Source organism: Hymenobacter properus (assembly GCF_015694735.1).
Taxonomy (GTDB): domain Bacteria; phylum Bacteroidota; class Bacteroidia; order Cytophagales; family Hymenobacteraceae; genus Hymenobacter; species Hymenobacter properus.
Window position 1 is genome coordinate 1,131,457 of record NZ_JADQDP010000001.1, and the last position, 15,485, is coordinate 1,146,941.

10 protein-coding genes are annotated in these 15,485 nt (G+C 62.6%); 6 read left to right on the forward strand and 4 right to left on the reverse strand.

The window, feature by feature from the left end; translation table 11 throughout:
- Positions 1 to 34 precede the first annotated feature (34 nt).
- Together I2I01_RS04885 and I2I01_RS04890 are read right to left on the reverse strand one after the other, a co-directional pair.
- Positions 35 to 3,013 (reverse strand): T9SS type B sorting domain-containing protein, encoded by a 2,979-nt coding sequence (locus I2I01_RS04885; RefSeq protein ID WP_196285285.1) that lies wholly within the window; start codon positions 3,011 to 3,013, stop codon positions 35 to 37.
- A 222-nt stretch (positions 3,014 to 3,235) separates the two neighbouring features.
- Positions 3,236 to 6,166 carry a T9SS type B sorting domain-containing protein gene (locus I2I01_RS04890; RefSeq protein ID WP_196285286.1) on the reverse strand — a complete coding sequence of 977 codons (2,931 nt, stop codon included), beginning with the start codon at positions 6,164 to 6,166 and terminating at the stop codon, positions 3,236 to 3,238.
- A 268-nt stretch (positions 6,167 to 6,434) separates the two neighbouring features.
- Between I2I01_RS04890 and I2I01_RS04895 the strand changes: the two genes are divergently transcribed.
- The 4 genes from I2I01_RS04895 to I2I01_RS04910 all read left to right on the forward strand — a co-directional run bounded on the left by I2I01_RS04895 (position 6,435) and on the right by I2I01_RS04910 (position 10,511).
- The gene (locus I2I01_RS04895; RefSeq protein WP_196285287.1) at positions 6,435 to 7,193 is read left to right on the forward strand and encodes a succinate dehydrogenase cytochrome b subunit; all 759 of its coding nucleotides are present in this window, start codon (positions 6,435 to 6,437) and stop codon (positions 7,191 to 7,193) included.
- A 108-nt stretch (positions 7,194 to 7,301) separates the two neighbouring features.
- A complete protein-coding gene (locus tag I2I01_RS04900; RefSeq protein ID WP_196285288.1) occupies positions 7,302 to 9,236 on the forward strand; it encodes a fumarate reductase/succinate dehydrogenase flavoprotein subunit in 1,935 nt (644 codons plus the stop codon).
- A gap of 156 nt (positions 9,237 to 9,392) precedes the next feature.
- Positions 9,393 to 10,148, forward strand: coding sequence for a succinate dehydrogenase/fumarate reductase iron-sulfur subunit (locus tag I2I01_RS04905; RefSeq protein ID WP_196285289.1), 756 nt, complete (start codon positions 9,393 to 9,395; stop codon positions 10,146 to 10,148).
- 60 nt (positions 10,149 to 10,208) lie between these two features.
- Complete coding sequence (locus I2I01_RS04910) at positions 10,209 to 10,511, forward strand: DUF3817 domain-containing protein (RefSeq protein ID WP_196285290.1); 303 nt, start codon at positions 10,209 to 10,211, stop codon at positions 10,509 to 10,511.
- Between the two features lie 50 nt (positions 10,512 to 10,561).
- On the opposite strand, the gene I2I01_RS04915 is transcribed toward I2I01_RS04910, so the two are convergent.
- Positions 10,562 to 11,746, reverse strand: coding sequence for an MFS transporter (locus I2I01_RS04915; RefSeq protein WP_196285291.1), 1,185 nt, complete (start codon positions 11,744 to 11,746; stop codon positions 10,562 to 10,564).
- A 202-nt stretch (positions 11,747 to 11,948) separates the two neighbouring features.
- Here I2I01_RS04915 and I2I01_RS04920 point away from each other — a divergent pair, with 202 nt between their 5' ends.
- A complete protein-coding gene (locus I2I01_RS04920; protein ID WP_211537812.1) occupies positions 11,949 to 13,163 on the forward strand; it encodes an MFS transporter in 1,215 nt (404 codons plus the stop codon).
- 99 nt (positions 13,164 to 13,262) lie between these two features.
- On the opposite strand, the gene I2I01_RS04925 is transcribed toward I2I01_RS04920, so the two are convergent.
- Positions 13,263 to 14,678, reverse strand: a complete 1,416-nt coding sequence (locus tag I2I01_RS04925) for an MATE family efflux transporter (protein ID WP_196285293.1) — start codon at positions 14,676 to 14,678, stop codon at positions 13,263 to 13,265.
- Between the two features lie 170 nt (positions 14,679 to 14,848).
- Between I2I01_RS04925 and I2I01_RS04930 the strand changes: the two genes are divergently transcribed.
- Entirely contained in the window at positions 14,849 to 15,376 is a 528-nt protein-coding gene (locus tag I2I01_RS04930; protein ID WP_196285294.1) for an NADPH-dependent FMN reductase, read from the forward strand.
- The last annotated feature ends 109 nt before the right edge of the window (positions 15,377 to 15,485 follow it).

Genomic DNA, 15,485 nt, shown 5'->3' on the forward strand with positions numbered 1-15,485 from the left:
AATTTCAGCCATTTTGCATTGATTATCAATCAAATTACCTCACAATTTCCACCCAACCCTTGTAGGTGCGCTTGGTGCTGGCCGTGTCGGCAAACTCCACCTCGGCCAGGTAGAAATAGATGCCGTCGGCCACCTTATTGCCCCGGCCGCCGGCGGTGTCGCCGTTCACCGGCCCGCCACCGTCCCAGTTGATGAGCACGGGGTCGCTGGCCGTGGTGGTGTTTTCAAAAACTTTGCGCCCCCAGCGGTTGAAGGCCTGGAAGTGCACGCTGCGCACCGGCGAGTTGTTTTTGGGCCGGAACACGGCGTTCTGGTTGTCCCCGTTGGGGGTGAAGATGTTGGGCAGCGAGAAGAACAGGCAATTGTCCTGGCAGGCCACATTGCTCGTGTCGCTGGCCGTGCCGCCGTTGCCCACGGCCTGCACCGCGTAGCAGCCGCCCGAAGTAGGAAGGTTGGCGTGGATGAAGGTGGTTTGCGTGGTGGTGGTGAGCAGGGTGAAAGCGCCGGCAGTGCCTTCGCGGTAATACACGCGGTAGCTGGCCACGTTGGCATCGCAGCCCGTGGGAGCGTTGCTCAGCGTCCAGCGCAGGCGGTTGGTATAGGTAGTGGTGGTTCCGGCCGGCTGGGGCAGGGCGGCCAGGCTGTCGCAGTTCACTGCTTGCAGGGCCAGCACCGGCGTGCAGGGCGGCGCAATCAGCTGGCGGCATTGCTCCTGGCTTTTGTTGAGCAGCGAGCTGAGGTAGCCAGCGGCGGCGTAGCGGCCCTCGGTGCGCACGTAGTAGCAATAGCTCTGGCGCGGCACCAGCGCCGAGCTATTGTCCAGGTAGGTCCCCCCGCCTGGCCCGGTCGGGGCCGTGGCAATGGGCACGAAGGTGCTGCCCGGCGTATCGACACGGCGGTAAATGGTCACGGGGCGGGCCGTGTTGTCCCAGGGCACATTGTAGGTCCAGCTCACGGTGAAAGCCGTGGGTGGGTTGTTGGCCACCACGGTGGTACGCACGCTACTGGCCGGGGCCAGGGTTTCGGTGATGCTGGGCTGGCCACCCGTGAAGGTGCGCACAAAATCGAGCCGGTAGGTATACTGCCGGTCCATGGTATTGAGGCCGGTGTCGACATACGACGTATCGGTGAGCGAAGTGAAGGTGCGCACCGTGGTGAAGGTCGTCGGGGCCAAGCCCTCGCCGCGCGACAGCACGTAGCTGGGCGTGCCGTCAAACGCGACGCCCGTGGTGGTGCGCGGTGTGGTCCAGCGCACGGCTATCTGGCCGGCGTTGGTGCTGGTGGCTTCCACGTCCACGTTCTTGAGCTGGGCCGAGCGGCCGGCGAACGTAACGCAGGCTTCGGCCGAAGCCAGGCTGGACCCGAGCGCAGGCAGCGGGAAATCGGCGTAGATGCGGTAGCAATACGTGAGGCCACGGGCCAGCCCGCGGGCCACGCCGCTGGCGTCGAGGTTGTCATCGTTAAAGGTCGTGACGTTGGCATTTACTGAGCCAATGCGCACGTAGCCCGACGAGGGCGGGATGCCCGTTTCGCAGGGCCCCGGGCTCGGGCCCGGGCCCACCTTGCGGTAGATGTAGATGGTGCTGGCATTGGTGCAGGTGTAAGCGTCCCAATTGAGCACCGTGCGGTTCAGGCCGCCAGTGGTGGTGGCCGCGGTGGCACGCAGGTTTTGCGGCGGCGGCCCCACCACCGTGATGCGCCACACCTGCTCATCAATCAGCGGCTGGTTGGCGGGCGGCGTGGTGGTAGAGCCCGAGCCCGGCGGCGTGTCCTGGGCCTTAAACACCACCAGATAAGGCAGCCGGGCCACGTTGCTGCACTGCGTTTGCCAGGTAAAGACGCCCCGCGCCTGGGGCGGCCCCTGCGTGCTCTGCACAAAGGTGGCCGGTGGCTTGATGCCCGAGTAAGCAAACAGCGAAACCGGGGTTTGGGCCGTGCTGCCTTGCGACAGGCCATCGACGGCCGTGACTACACCCGTCACTGTCTGGCCCGCCACCACGCAGATGTCGGCCGGAATCGTCAGAGTCGGCCGCAGGTTGTTGGTCGAAACGATAATAACCTGCACGTCGCTTATTATCTCCCCTATTTCGCGCCACCCCAGGGGCGTGCGTCGGAGCTCCCGAATGCTGAAAGCAAAATTGTATATCCCCGCCTCGGCCGGCGCGTTCCAGGTAACCTGGCCCGTGCGGATGTCCTGCACGAAAGTGGCCGTGTCTCCCGGCACCCCGGGCGGCGACCCGTTGTAAGCTACTTGTTCCGGGCGGGTGCCCGGTGTCACAGAGGGATGGTTGGGGTAGTGGAAGTTTGGTACCGTGACGGGCACCGGGGTATTGTTCCCCGTAGCGCCCGAACAAGGCAGTCCCACGATGTCCTGGGCCAGGAGGCTCACTTTTTTGCTGGGCCGCAGGCTGTACACCAGCGAGTCGCCATCGGCATCGTAAGCACCCGGGTTGTAAGTGAACACCTGCCTGACCGCGCCTTTGTCGACCGACGGCGACGTGATGACCGGCGACCGGTTGCCCAGCAGTTCGGGGTAGATGTAGACGGTGGTACTAATGTAAAAAGACTGGGCACTCGAGTTGTCCATGTTCCGAACGCCCGCAATCCGGTTTTCCCCGGTGTAGCGCACCGTAAACGGCCCCACCGAAGGATAAATGTGCTCAAACACGTACACGTTGAGCCCGGTATCGGGCACCAGCGGAATGGGCTGGCGGCCGCCCACCCGGTCGATGCCCCGGTAGCAGCTGGACGTGCCGTCCCCGAAAAAAATGGTCACTTTATCCTCGTCCACCGGGGGCTGCGTGCCAGTGGACAGCGTGGTGGTATAAAGTATCATCTTGAAGAAGACACGGCGCGGGTTGCCGGGTATCGTGGTGTCGGCTTTGGCCTGAATGAAGCCGGCGCGAATGTGGCTGGCCTGCGCCGTTTCCGGCCGCAGCCCCGCGCTCACCAGCAACAGCAGGAAGCCGGTCCATACCCAAGCCCTGGCGCGAAGTAGAAGAGATGCTATCATAAGACTATTGGAAAACGAAACCCAGAACAAACGCTGCCCACCCTCCGCCGCCCCCGGCCCCGACCAGCAACCCTGCCGAACGCCTGAGGTTTAAAAGCAAGTACGGCAAACGGTGCCGTTTTCTTACCGGCCCTTCTTGCCCACACAAATTAAGCCGAAAAGGCCGCCCTTTGCAGGACGGCCTTTTCTTTTTTGCCAAACAGGGCGGGCTGGCCGCGCGGGCTATCGGACAATTTCCACCCAGCCCTTGTAAGTGCGCTTCGTGTTGTTGAAGTCGGCAAACTCCACTTCGGCCAGGTAGAAGTACACGCCGTCGGCAGATTTCTTGCCCGGGCCCGCCGCAGACTCGCCCACGGGGCCGCCGCCGTCCCAATTGATGAGCACGGGGTCGTTGGCCGTGGTAGTATTTTCGAATACTTTCACGCCCCAGCGGTTGAATGCCTGGAAGTGCACGCTGCGCACCGGCGAGTTGTTTTTGGGCCGAAACACCGCGTTCTGGTTGTCGCCGTTGGGCGTGAAAATGTTGGGCAACACAAAGAACAAGCAGTTGTCCTGGCAGGCCACGTTGCTCGTGTCGCTCAGCACGCCGCCGTTGCCCACGGCCTGCACCGCGTAGCACCCGCCATTAAACGCCAGGTCGCTGTGTACGTAGCTGGGCTGCGTGGTGGTGCCCAGGAAGGTGAACGCGCCCGTGGGTGTGGGCCGGTAATACACGCGGTAGCCGGTCACGTTGGCGTCGCAGCCAGTGGGCGAGTCGCTCAGCGTCCAGCTCAGGCGGTTGGTATACCGGTCGTTGGGCGTGGGGTACTGCGGGCGGGCCGCCAGCTCTTCGCAGTTGGTGGGGTCCAGCGTAAGCTTGGGCGTGCACGGGGGGCTACGCAGTTCCAGGCAGCGCACCTGGCTGCGGTTTTGCAGCGAGTTCAGGTAGGCAATGCCGGGGTATTGGCCGTCGGTCTGCACGTAATAGCAGTAGGTCTGGCCTTTCACCAGCGTGGGGTCGCTGTCGGTGTAGGTGCCGCCGGTATTGGTAGTGGGGGCCGTGCCAATGCGCACAAAGGCCCCGCTGCTGCCCGTGCGGCGGAAGACGATGGCCGGGCGGGATGCATTGTCCCAAGGCACATTATACGTCCAGCTTACCCGCACGGCCGTGGCCGCGGCGGTGGCCGGCGCGGCGCTGGTGCGCACGCTGCTGGCCGTGGGCGAAGCCTCCCGAACGGGTGGGCGCGAGTCGCCAGCCGGGAAGGTGCGCACAAACTCCAGCTTATAAGTGTACTGCAGGTCCTGCGTATTCAGCTGCGTGTCGGTGTAGCAGGTGTCGGCCAGCGAGCTAAGCGTAGCAATGGGCGTGAACGTGCCCGGATTCAGCCCCTCGCCGCGCGAGAGCACGTAGCTGGGCGTGCCGTCGAAGGTGCCGCCACCGGCCGGGCGTGGGCGCGTCCAGCACACCTGCATTTGCCCGGTGGTCGTGCTGGTATTCTCCACGTCTACTTTCACGAGGCGGGCCGCATTGCCCTGAAACGACACGCAGGCCTCCTGCGAGGCGATGCTGGCCCCGCCGGCCGGCAGCGGGAACTCGGCGTAGATGCGGTAGCAGTACGTCTGGCCACGGTCGAGGCCCTGCGCCACGCCGCTGGCGTCCAGGTTGGAATCGGTGAACGTGGTAGCCGAAGCCGCCACTGTGCCAATGCGCGTGTAACCGGCCGAAGCAGGAATGCCCGTGTCGCAGGGTCCTGGCACAAAGCTCGATGAATTCACCTTGCGGTAGATGTAAATCTGCGAGGCGTTGGTGCAGATGTAGGGGCTCCACGTGAGCACGGCGCTAGTCAAAGCACCAGTGGCGGGGGTGGCGCGCAGGTTTTGGGGCGGCGGGCCCACCACCCTGATGCGCCAGGGCTTCTCGTCGATGAGCGGCGGTGCCGGCGCGGCCGGCGAATCCTGCGCTTTAAACACGACTAGGTAAGGCAGCTGCGCCACATTGCTGCAATCGGTTTGCCAGGTGAAGGTGCCCTGGGCCTGCGGCGGCCCGGTTTGCGTCTGCCGGAATGTGGCCGGCGGAATGATGCCCGAGTAAGCAAACAGCGAAATGGGGGTTTGCTGCGCGCCGCCCGTGGCATCGTCCACGGCCGTCACGGTGCCCGTCACGGTTTGCCCGGCCACCACGCAAATGTCGGCCGGCACGGTGATGGTGGGCCGCAGGTTGTTGCTGGCCGTCACAATAATCTGCATGTCGCGGATTACCAGGCCAATCCGGCGCCGGCCCAGCGGCGTGCGGCGCCATTCTTCCACTTCAAAGGCTACGTTGTAGAAGCCCAGGGCGGCGGGCGCGTTCCAGGTAATCTGCCCGGTAATTGCGTCCTGCACAAAGATGGCGGGGTCGCCCACCACCCCCGGAGGCAAGCCCCCGTAGGCTACTTGGGTCGGCGTCGCCCCAGTGATGCTCGGGCTGTTGGGGTAGCGGAAGTTGTCTACCGGCACGGCAACCGGATTGTTGTTGCCCGTACCAGCGCAGGGCGGCCCCTGCGTGCCGGTGATACCTAGCGGCACCTTCTGGCTGGAACGCAGGTGGAATGCCAGCGAATCGCCGTCGGCGTCGTAGGCCGCCGGGTTGTGCAGGTATACCTGGCGCAGGGCGGCTTTGTCGACGGCCGGCGCCGTGAGAATGGGCGAATGGTTGCGGCCTAGCGCCGGGTCAATGGTAATGGTGGTGCTGATGTAGAAATTCGTATTCACCGAATTATCCATGTTCAGCACGCCCGCGTTGCGGTTCTCGCCAATGTAGCTCACCGTGAAGCTGCCCGACGACGGGTAGGTGTGCTCGAAATAATAAATGTTGACGCTGGTATCGGTGTTGCCGGGAATGGCGCGCTTCAAAGAGCGCGGGATGCCCTGGCCGCAGCTCGAAGTGCCGTCGCCGTAGAAAACGGTGGCGAAGTCGGCCGGCACAGTTGAGCTGTTGTCTGTGTACAGCACCAGCTTGAAAAAGACCCGCCGGGGGTTGTTGGTCACCGTATCGGGCTTGGCCTGAATGTCGCCGGCGCGAATGTGGGTGGCCCAGGCCGATTCCGGGCGCAAACCCAGCCCCGCAGCCATAACGGTAAGCAGCAGCGCCAACCGCGCCCACGCCCCTACCCGAAGTGGAGAAAACTGTATCATACTGATTGTTTTACGAAATATACCCTTCGGGTGCTTGCCCGGCTGCAGCCGCCCCGCTGCAAGCCACAGTCAAGTTACGGAAAATGTTGAGCCGCACCCGTGCGTGTGTTAACGATGCCGGCTCAGGATAGATTCACCACGCTCGGCAATGTTTATTCGATAGGCGTCTGCGCACAAGTAAACCGCTCGTCCGTTGCCCGGTTAGCCAGTGGGGGCTACCTTTGAGCCCTCAAAACACACCCTCCCACGTTCCAAGTTTGGCTACTTTATGAGTTGGATAACCAAAACATTCACCAGCAGCATCGGCCGGAAAATTATCATGTCCCTCACGGGCCTGTTTCTGTGCACCTTTCTGGTGGTTCACCTCATTGGCAACCTGCAGCTCTTTAAGCACGACGGGGGCGCAGCCTTCAACACCTACTCCCATTTCATGGGCACCAACCCCATCATCCGCACCATCGAATGGGGCCTGGTGCTGGGTTTCGGTTTCCACATCTACGAAGCCCTGATGCTGACGCGCCGCAACAAAGCCGCCCGCGGCAGCCAAGGCTACGTGAGCAACCACTCCGAGCAGAACTCGGAATGGACCTCGCGCAACATGGGCATCCTGGGCACCATCATCCTGATTTTCCTGCTGGTGCACCTCTACAACTTCTTCTGGCGTGCCCGCTTTGCCGGCGACCTGCCCCGCATGGGCGGCGCCGACCCGCTGACCCGCGACTACGATAACCTGTACCTGGCTGTGGTGTCGTCGTTCCACATCTGGTGGTACGTGCTGCTCTACGTGGCCGCCCAAATCAGCCTTGGCTACCACCTGTGGCACGGCTTCCGCTCGGGCTTCCAAACCCTGGGCCTGAACCACCGCAAGTACACGCCCATCATCAAGTACGTGGGCTATGCCTTCGCCGTGGTGGTGTCGGCCGGTTTTGCGTCCATGCCGCTTTACTTCTTCCTGTTCACGAATGCCGATGGCGAGCTGGCGGCCAATGCCCCGGCCCTGCTGCAATCCGTGGCAGCTGCTTTCTAACTTTCGTGGTTGGTTGCTGGTTATTTGTTGCCGGTTTGTGGCAACAGCCTAGCGTGCGCTAACAACTGACAACCAACAACTGAATAACTAACCTCACTCCGTCTTGCTATGCAGTTGGATTCCAAAATTCCCGAAGGTCCTCTCGCCGAAAAGTGGGAGAAGCACAAGTTCAACGTTAAGCTCGTAAACCCTGCCAACAAGCGGAAATACGACGTGATTGTGGTGGGCACCGGCCTGGCCGGTGGCGCCGCCGCCGCCTCGCTTGCCGAGCTCGGCTACAACGTGAAGGCCTTCACCTACCACGACTCGCCCCGTCGCGCGCACTCCATCGCCGCACAGGGCGGCATCAACGCCGCTAAAAACTACCAGAACGACGGCGACTCCGTGTTCCGCCTGTTCTATGACACCATCAAGGGCGGCGACTACCGTGCCCGCGAAGCGAACGTGTACCGCCTGGCCCAGGTATCGGTAAATATCATCGACCAGTGCGTGGCACAGGGCGTGCCCTTTGCCCGCGAATACGGCGGCCTGCTGGCCAACCGTTCCTTCGGTGGTGCCCAGGTAAGCCGCACGTTCTACGCCCGCGGCCAAACCGGGCAGCAGCTGCTGCTGGGCGCCTACTCGGCCCTGAGCCGCCAGATTGCCTACGGCAAGGTGAAGATGTACACCCGCTCGGAAATGCTCGACGTGGTGGTGATTGATGGCCAGGCCCGCGGCATTGTGACGCGCAACCTGATTACCGGTGAGATTGAAACGCACGCGGCCCACGCCGTGGTGCTGGCCACCGGCGGCTACGGCAACGTGTTCTACCTGAGCACCAATGCCAAGTACTGCAACGTGACGGCCGCCTGGCGCGCCCACAAAAAAGGCGCCTACTTCGCCAACCCTTGCTTCACCCAGATTCACCCCACCTGCATCCCGGTATCGGGCGACTACCAGTCGAAGCTCACGCTGATGTCGGAATCGCTCCGCAACGACGGCCGCGTGTGGGTGCCCAAAACGGTGGAAATGGCTGAGCGCGTGCGCCAGGGCCAAATTAAGCCGCAGGACATCCCTGAGGATGACCGGGACTACTTCTTGGAGCGCAAGTACCCCGCTTTCGGCAACCTTGTGCCGCGCGACGTGGCTTCGCGCAACGCCAAGATGATGTGCGACGAAGGCCGCGGCGTGGGCAGCACTGGCCTGGCCGTGTACCTCGATTTTTCGGACATCATCAAGCGCACAGGCGCCGAGGCGGTGAGCCAGAAGTACGGCAACCTGTTTGCCATGTACGAGAAAATCACCGACGAAGACCCGTACAAGCAGCCCATGCGCATTTACCCGGCGGTGCACTACACCATGGGCGGCCTGTGGGTGGACTACAACCTGCAAACCACCGTGCCCGGCCTTTACGCTACGGGCGAGTGCAACTTCTCCGACCACGGCGCCAACCGCCTCGGTGCCTCGGCCCTGATGCAGGGCCTGGCCGACGGCTACTTCGTGATTCCCTATACCATTGGCGACTACCTGGCCCAGACGCCGCCCAAGCCGGTAGACACCAACCACCCGGCCTTTGCCGAGTCGAAAGCCTACGTGCAAGCCCGCGCCGAGCAGCTGCTCAGCATCAACGGCAGCCGCACGCCGGATGACTTCCACAAGGCCCTGGGCCACATCATGTGGGAATACTGCGGCATGGCCCGCACTGCTGAAGGTCTGAAAAAGGCCAAAGGCATGATTCAGCAGCTCCGCAAGGAGTTCTGGCAGGACGTGAAAGTGGTGGGCTCGGGCGAGGAAATGAACCAGGCGTTGGAGAAAGCCGGCCGCGTGGCCGACTTCCTGGAGCTGGGCGAACTGATGGTTGACGACGCCTACAACCGCAACGAGAGCTGCGGCGGCCACTTCCGTGAGGAGTACCAGACGCCTGAGGGCGAGGCCCTGCGCGACGACGAAAACTACGCCTATGTGGCCGCTTGGGAGTATCAGGGCGATAACCAGCCCGAAAAGCTCAACAAGGAAGCCCTGACGTTCGAAAACGTGAAGCTGACCCAGCGCAGCTACAAGTAATAACCTGTCATCCTGAGCGCAGCGAAGGACCTTATCACGTGCGCATCAATTAAGTTACTAACCCAACGAGTACCAGCGTGATAAGGTCCTTCGCTGCGCTCAGGATGACAAACGATAAATAGAAAAATGGCCGGTTCCAACCCCAACGCTAAACCGATGAACCTGACCCTGAAAGTGTGGCGGCAGCCCAACCGCCAGGCTCAAGGGAAAATTGTGGAATACCAAGTGAAGGACATTTCGCCCGATATGTCGTTCCTGGAAATGCTGGACGTGCTGAACGAAGACCTGCTGCACGCCGGCCAAGACCCGGTGGCCTTCGACCACGACTGCCGCGAGGGCATCTGCGGCTCGTGCGACTTGTTCATCAACGGCCGCTCGCACGGCCCGGAGAAGGGCACCACCACCTGCCAGCTGCACATGCGCAAGTTCTCGGATGGCGACACCATCACCATCGAGCCCTGGCGCGCCAACGCCTTCCCGGTGAACAAAGACCTGAGCGTGGACCGCTCGGCCTTCGACCGCATCATTCAGGCCGGCGGCTACGTGAGCGTGAACACCGGCGGCGCCCCTGACGGCAACGAAATTCCGGTGCCGAAGGAAATTGCCGACCGCGCCTTCGAGGCGGCTACCTGCATTGGCTGCGGCGCCTGCGTGGCGGCTTGCAAAAATGCCTCGGCCATGCTGTTCGTATCGGCCAAGGTGTCGCAGCTGGCGCTGTTGCCCCAGGGCCAGGTGGAGCGCAAAACCCGTGTCGAAAACATGGTGGCCCAGATGGACAAGGAGGGCTTCGGCGCCTGCACCAACATTGGTTCCTGCGCGGCCGAGTGCCCGGTGGGCATCTCGCTGGAGAACATTGCCATCCTGAACCGCGAGTTCCTGGCAGCCAAGGCTGCTTCGAACAACCTAGCTTAATTGTTAAGACACTTTCTACGAAAAGCGCGGCGTCCATTCGCCGCGCTTTTTTGTTTTTGAATGAAGGATTTTCTGCTAACTGGCCTGGGTCGCTTGCGCCTTGTGGCCATTCTCGAAGGCGTTTCTTTTTTGGTATTGCTGCTGATTGCCATGCCCTTGAAATACCTTGCCGGGCAGCCGCAGGCCGTCAGGCATGTGGGCATGGCTCATGGGGTGCTGTTTGTACTTTACGTCCTGTTGCTGATTCAGCAAAGCATCGAGCGTGGGTGGTCTATTAAGAAAGTGCTGCTGGGATTTATTGCCTCTTTGGTGCCGCTGGGCACTTTTTGGGCCGATAAAAAGCTGTTTCAGGCCAAGGCCTAGCAACGCGCAGTCTAGCTGCCCCTTACAAAGAGTAAACAGGCCGTACGCTGCTATACGCTAGCGTTTGCCCGGGCTGGCTCCTCTCCTACCCGCAGCTTGGGCACCATCCATACCACCAGCAGCCCCAGCACCGACACCAGCGCAAACGACCAGCGCAGGCTGGCCGCCTTGGCGACAAAGCCCACCAAAGGCGGTACCATCAGGAACCCGAAGTAGCTGACCGTGGACACGGAAGCAATGGCCGCGCCCGCGCTTAACGGGTTGGCGCGGCCCACGAGGCTGAACACGAGTGGTACCACGCACGACACCCCCAGGCCGCCCAGCACGAAGCCGAATCCGGCCGTAACCGGCGTAGGAAAGGCAGCGGCCAAAAGCAAGCCGCTTGTCATCAGCAAGCCGCTGGTTTGCAGGATTTGCTTGATGCCGAAACGGCCCACCAGCCCGTCGCCCAGGAAGCGGCCACTGGTCATGGCCACCATGTAGAGGGTGAAGCCCAGGCCGGCTATGGCCTTGGGCGCGTGCACGGTTTCGGCGAAGTACACGCCGCTCCAGTCGTAGAAGGTGCCTTCGCAGGCCATGGAAGCAAAGGTGATGAGGCCGTATTTCACCACCGTTTTCTCGGGCCAGGTGAAAAACGATTTCTTTTCGGGAGCCGGTGGCAGGGCCAGGGTATTGGGAAAAAAGGCAAAAGCCAGCGCAGAGAGTGCCACCGAAACCGCCGCGAAATGCGTGGTAGTGGCTACGTCGTGGCCGATGAGCCAGGCGCCCAGGCCCGCTGCGGCAAAGCCCGCCACGCTCCAGATGCCGTGAAACGTGGCAATAATGGAACGGCTGTACAGCGTTTGTACACCCACCGATTGGGCATTGACGGATAGGTTGAGCAGGTTGCGCGAACAGCCGAAAGCAAACAGCAGCGCCGCCAGCTGCCAGGCGTGCGCCGCAAAGCCCAGCAGGCCCAGCGCCAGGTTGTAGAGCACGGCGCCCACCAGCATCACCTGGCGGCTGCTGAAACGCTGGAGCAGTTGCCCGGTCACGGGCAGCGTCAGCATCAGGCCGGCCGGCAGGGCCAGCAGCACGGCGCCCAGCCCGGCCTCGCTCAGCCCCAGGCGGTGCTGAATGACGGGAATGCGCGACGCCCAGGTGGCAAACCCGAAGCCCGACACGAAAAAGAACAGCGCAATGGCCACCCGCGCCCGCCGCGGCGCAACCCCGGGGGCAATCAATACTTCACTCATACGCTGCAAGAGAAACGGACACAGGCTGCAAGGGCGCCTGGTCGGGTTTGGCAAAAATAAGCCCTGGAGCGCTGGCCAATGGCCGTTGTTGCTTGTTAAAAGATGCAAGGCCGGAGCACCGCCCGGCCGCTGTTAACCGGTACCATTCTAATGGCGCATGTCTGGGCAGGCCCCTACGCCTGCCAACCTGTTACTTTGCCCTGTGCCTCTGCTTCCCTCCGACCGCCGCCTGCCGCTGCTTTATGCCATTATTCTGCTCGACGTGGTGGTGGGCGCGGCCGTGGGGCCGGTGCTGCCCGAATTTGTGCGGGGCCTGCGCCAGCCGCAGCTGTGGCTGAGCGTGGGCACAGGTATATTTTTGGGCGTACAGCTGTTTTCGGCGCCGCTGCTCGGGCGGCTGGGCGACGGCTACGGGCGGCGGCCCATTTTCATTCTTTCGGCTGTGGGCACACTGCTGGCCAATGCGCTGCTGCTGCCGGTGCGGGCCGGGCTCTACTTTGTGAACCGCGTGTCGGACGGGCTCACCAACGGCATGTACGCCACCGTGCGCTCGGCCATTACCGACATTTCCCGGCCCGAGCAGCTGTTTCGCAACCTGGGCATTGAGGGTGCCATTATATCGCTGGGCTTCGTGCTGGGGCCCATGGCATCGGGGCTGCTGCTCAGCGCCTTGCAGGTACCGCCGGCGCTGCAGGCCACCTACGTGGTGCGGTTGGCGGTGGCTCTGGCGGCTCTCAATGTGCTGCTGAGCCTGTGGCTGCCCGAAACGCACCAGCAGCGCAGCGGCGTGCGCGGTGCCGAGCTACGGGCCGAACTGATGCAGGCCATCAACCCGCTCACGCTCTGGGCCCGGCTGCGTGAGAAAGACGCCCACGCGCCTGGCATCCGGCGCATTGTGCTCACGCAGGTGGCCCTCACGCTCAGCACGGGGTACTATTTCTACTTTGTACCATTCCTGAGTGCCGGGCCCATGCGGTTCGATGCCCGGCAGATTTCCTACATGTTCATGTTTTTTGGCGGGCTGAGCATCGTGCTCAACTATGTATTCTACACCTACCTCGCCGACCGCCTCGACCAGCGCCGGGCCATTATATGGCTGGCGGCGCTGGGCGTGCCGGTGCTGGCCGGCTACGGCCTGATGGGCACCTCCAAAATCGCGCTGTACGCGCTGGTCACGGCCGACTGCCTCACCCTTTCTCTCATCCAGGGTTTGCTGGAAGGCCGCTTGGCCCGCCGCACTACCGAGGCCGACCGCGGCGAGATTTTTGGGTTGAACCAAGCCTTTCAGTCGTTCGCCAGCTTCAGCACGGCCTTGGTTTTCGGAGGGCTGTCGGTGCTCGATTTGCGGCTGCCGTGGGTGTGGTTTGCGCTGTGCCTGGCAGCCGTGGCAGCGCTGGCGGCGAAACGAGAGGAATGAGAGAGTGATGAGTTAGCCAGCGAGATTGAAGACGGAAAATAGGCTGAGGGCTGTAAAATTCTTTTCCACTGCTCATCGTCTCATTCACCGTTTTGCATTTCAAGGCTTGTCTTCCAGCTGCGCCGCTTGGTTGGCCCGGCCCTGCAGCGGGTCGGCTAAGTCGCTGCCTTTCCAGTCGCCGCGCAGGTACCAGAGCAGCGCCAGTGTGGCGGCCAGCACGTTGGCCACCACAAACGACCACCACAGCCCGTGGAAGCCCAGCGCCGTGTGCTGCGACAGGTACCAGGCCACCGTAAACTGAAACACCCATACCCCGATGATAGTCAGCATCATGGCCGACAGCGTGTTACCGGAGCCGCGCAAGGCTCCTGACACCGACTGCTGCGCCCCCGTGAAGCAAAGGCTAAACACGGCAATCCGCACAAATTCGATGGCGTCCTGGCTCACGGCCTCGTCGCCTTTCAGGAAAAAGCACACCAGGGGGCCCGCCGCCAGGTAGCCCAGCAGCCCTACCACCAATAGTCCGCCGAAGCTGATGGCAATGGCGTAGTTGGCCGTGCGCACGGCGCGGGGCAGGTTGCGAGCGCCAATGTTCTGGGCCACCAGTGTGGAGCAGGCCAGCGAGATGCCCAGCGCCGGGATGATGCCCAGCGCCAGAATGCGCGACCCAATGCCATAGGTAGCCAGCACCGTGGTGCCGAAAGCAGCGGCCAGCACCGTCATCATCGACAGCCCTAGGGCCCGGGCCGACAGTTCGATGGACGAGGGCACGCCCAGCTTCACCGCCCGACGCATCAGGGCAAAGTCGGGCTTAAACCCTTTGAAAGTAAGCTGAATGCCTGAGCGGCCCCGCAGCAGCACCACCATGCCCACTACCACGCTCAGCGCCTGTGTGACCAAAGTGGCCACCGCCGCCCCAGCCACCCCAAACGGCGGCACCGGCCCCCAGCCATAAATGAAAAGCGGGTCGAGCAGGAAGTTGAGCGCCAGCGTGCCAATGTTGATGTAGAGCGGAATGCGCACCTCGCCCACGCCCCGCATCAGGGCCTGAAACATCAGAAAACCAAAGTTGAAACCCAGCCCCAGAAACAGGATGCGCTGAAATTGATTGGCCTGCTCAAAAATGTCGGGCCCCACCCCTATCAGCCGCAGGATAAGCGGCGAGCCCCAGTGCGCCACCGCCGTGAGCAGCAGCGCCAGGCCGGTTTCGAGCATTAGCGTCTGGGCCGCAATGTGGTTCACCATGGGCAGGTTGCGAGCGCCGTAGTTCTGGGCCACCAGCACCGAGCCCGCCACCGAAAACCCTGAGCCCAGCGCAATCAGCAGGAAGTTGACCGGGAAGCTCACCGCCACAGCCGCCACCGCGCTGGCGCCCAGCCGCCCCACCCAAAAGGCATCTACCAGCTGATAACCCGTTTGAAGCAGGTTGCCGAACACGATGGGTAGCGCCAGGGTAAGCAGCGCTTTCAGAATAGAGCCTTGGGTGAGGTTGGGGCGGGCGGCAGTAGGGGACATAAGTTTCTCAGTACGGCCCAGGCGGCGGTTTGGTCGGTGCAGCGGCGGCGCTCGCCTCGGAATATTATCAGAAAACCAGACCACCGGCCGGCTATGGCTGTTAAAAGGCCGCAACCAACTGCCAGGCTCAGCAGTTAGCCTCTCACCAACCCTTAATACATCGCGCTGCTTTGATTACCGTCGTTGCCGGAACCAACCGGCCCCAGTCCCGCGCCCGCCGCATTGCCCACTACTACCAAGCCGTGCTGACGGAGCTGGGGGCCGAAAGCCAGCTGCTGGACCTGGCCGAGCTGCCGGCCGACTTTGTGGGCACGGCGTTGTACCACAACGTGGGCCGCCACCCCGAATTCAACCGCCTGGCCACGATGCTCGACGCGGGACCCAAGCTGGTAATGGTGGTACCCGAGTACAACGCTTCGTTTCCCGGGGCCCTCAAAGCCTTTATTGATGGCCTGGCGTACCCGGGAGGCATTCAGGGCAAAAAGGTGGCGCTGGTGGGCCTGAGCAGCGGGGGCCAAGGCGGCCTGCTGGCCATGGCCCACCTCACCGATGTGCTGATGTACCTGGGCTCGGCGGTGCTGCCCCAGCGGGTGCGCCTGCCCTTCATCAACCAGGATTTGAACGCCGATGGCGGGCTCAACCACGAACTGTCGCGCCAGTTGCTGCGCGAGCAGGCGACGGCGCTGTTGGCGTTTTAATTCAGTGAAGAGCAGGGATTAGGGCGTCTGTCATTCAGAGTGAAAGGAATGACTTTATCACGTTCCTGCATTTAGTGCGCAGCCGTGGCAAGGTCCTTCGCTGTGCTCA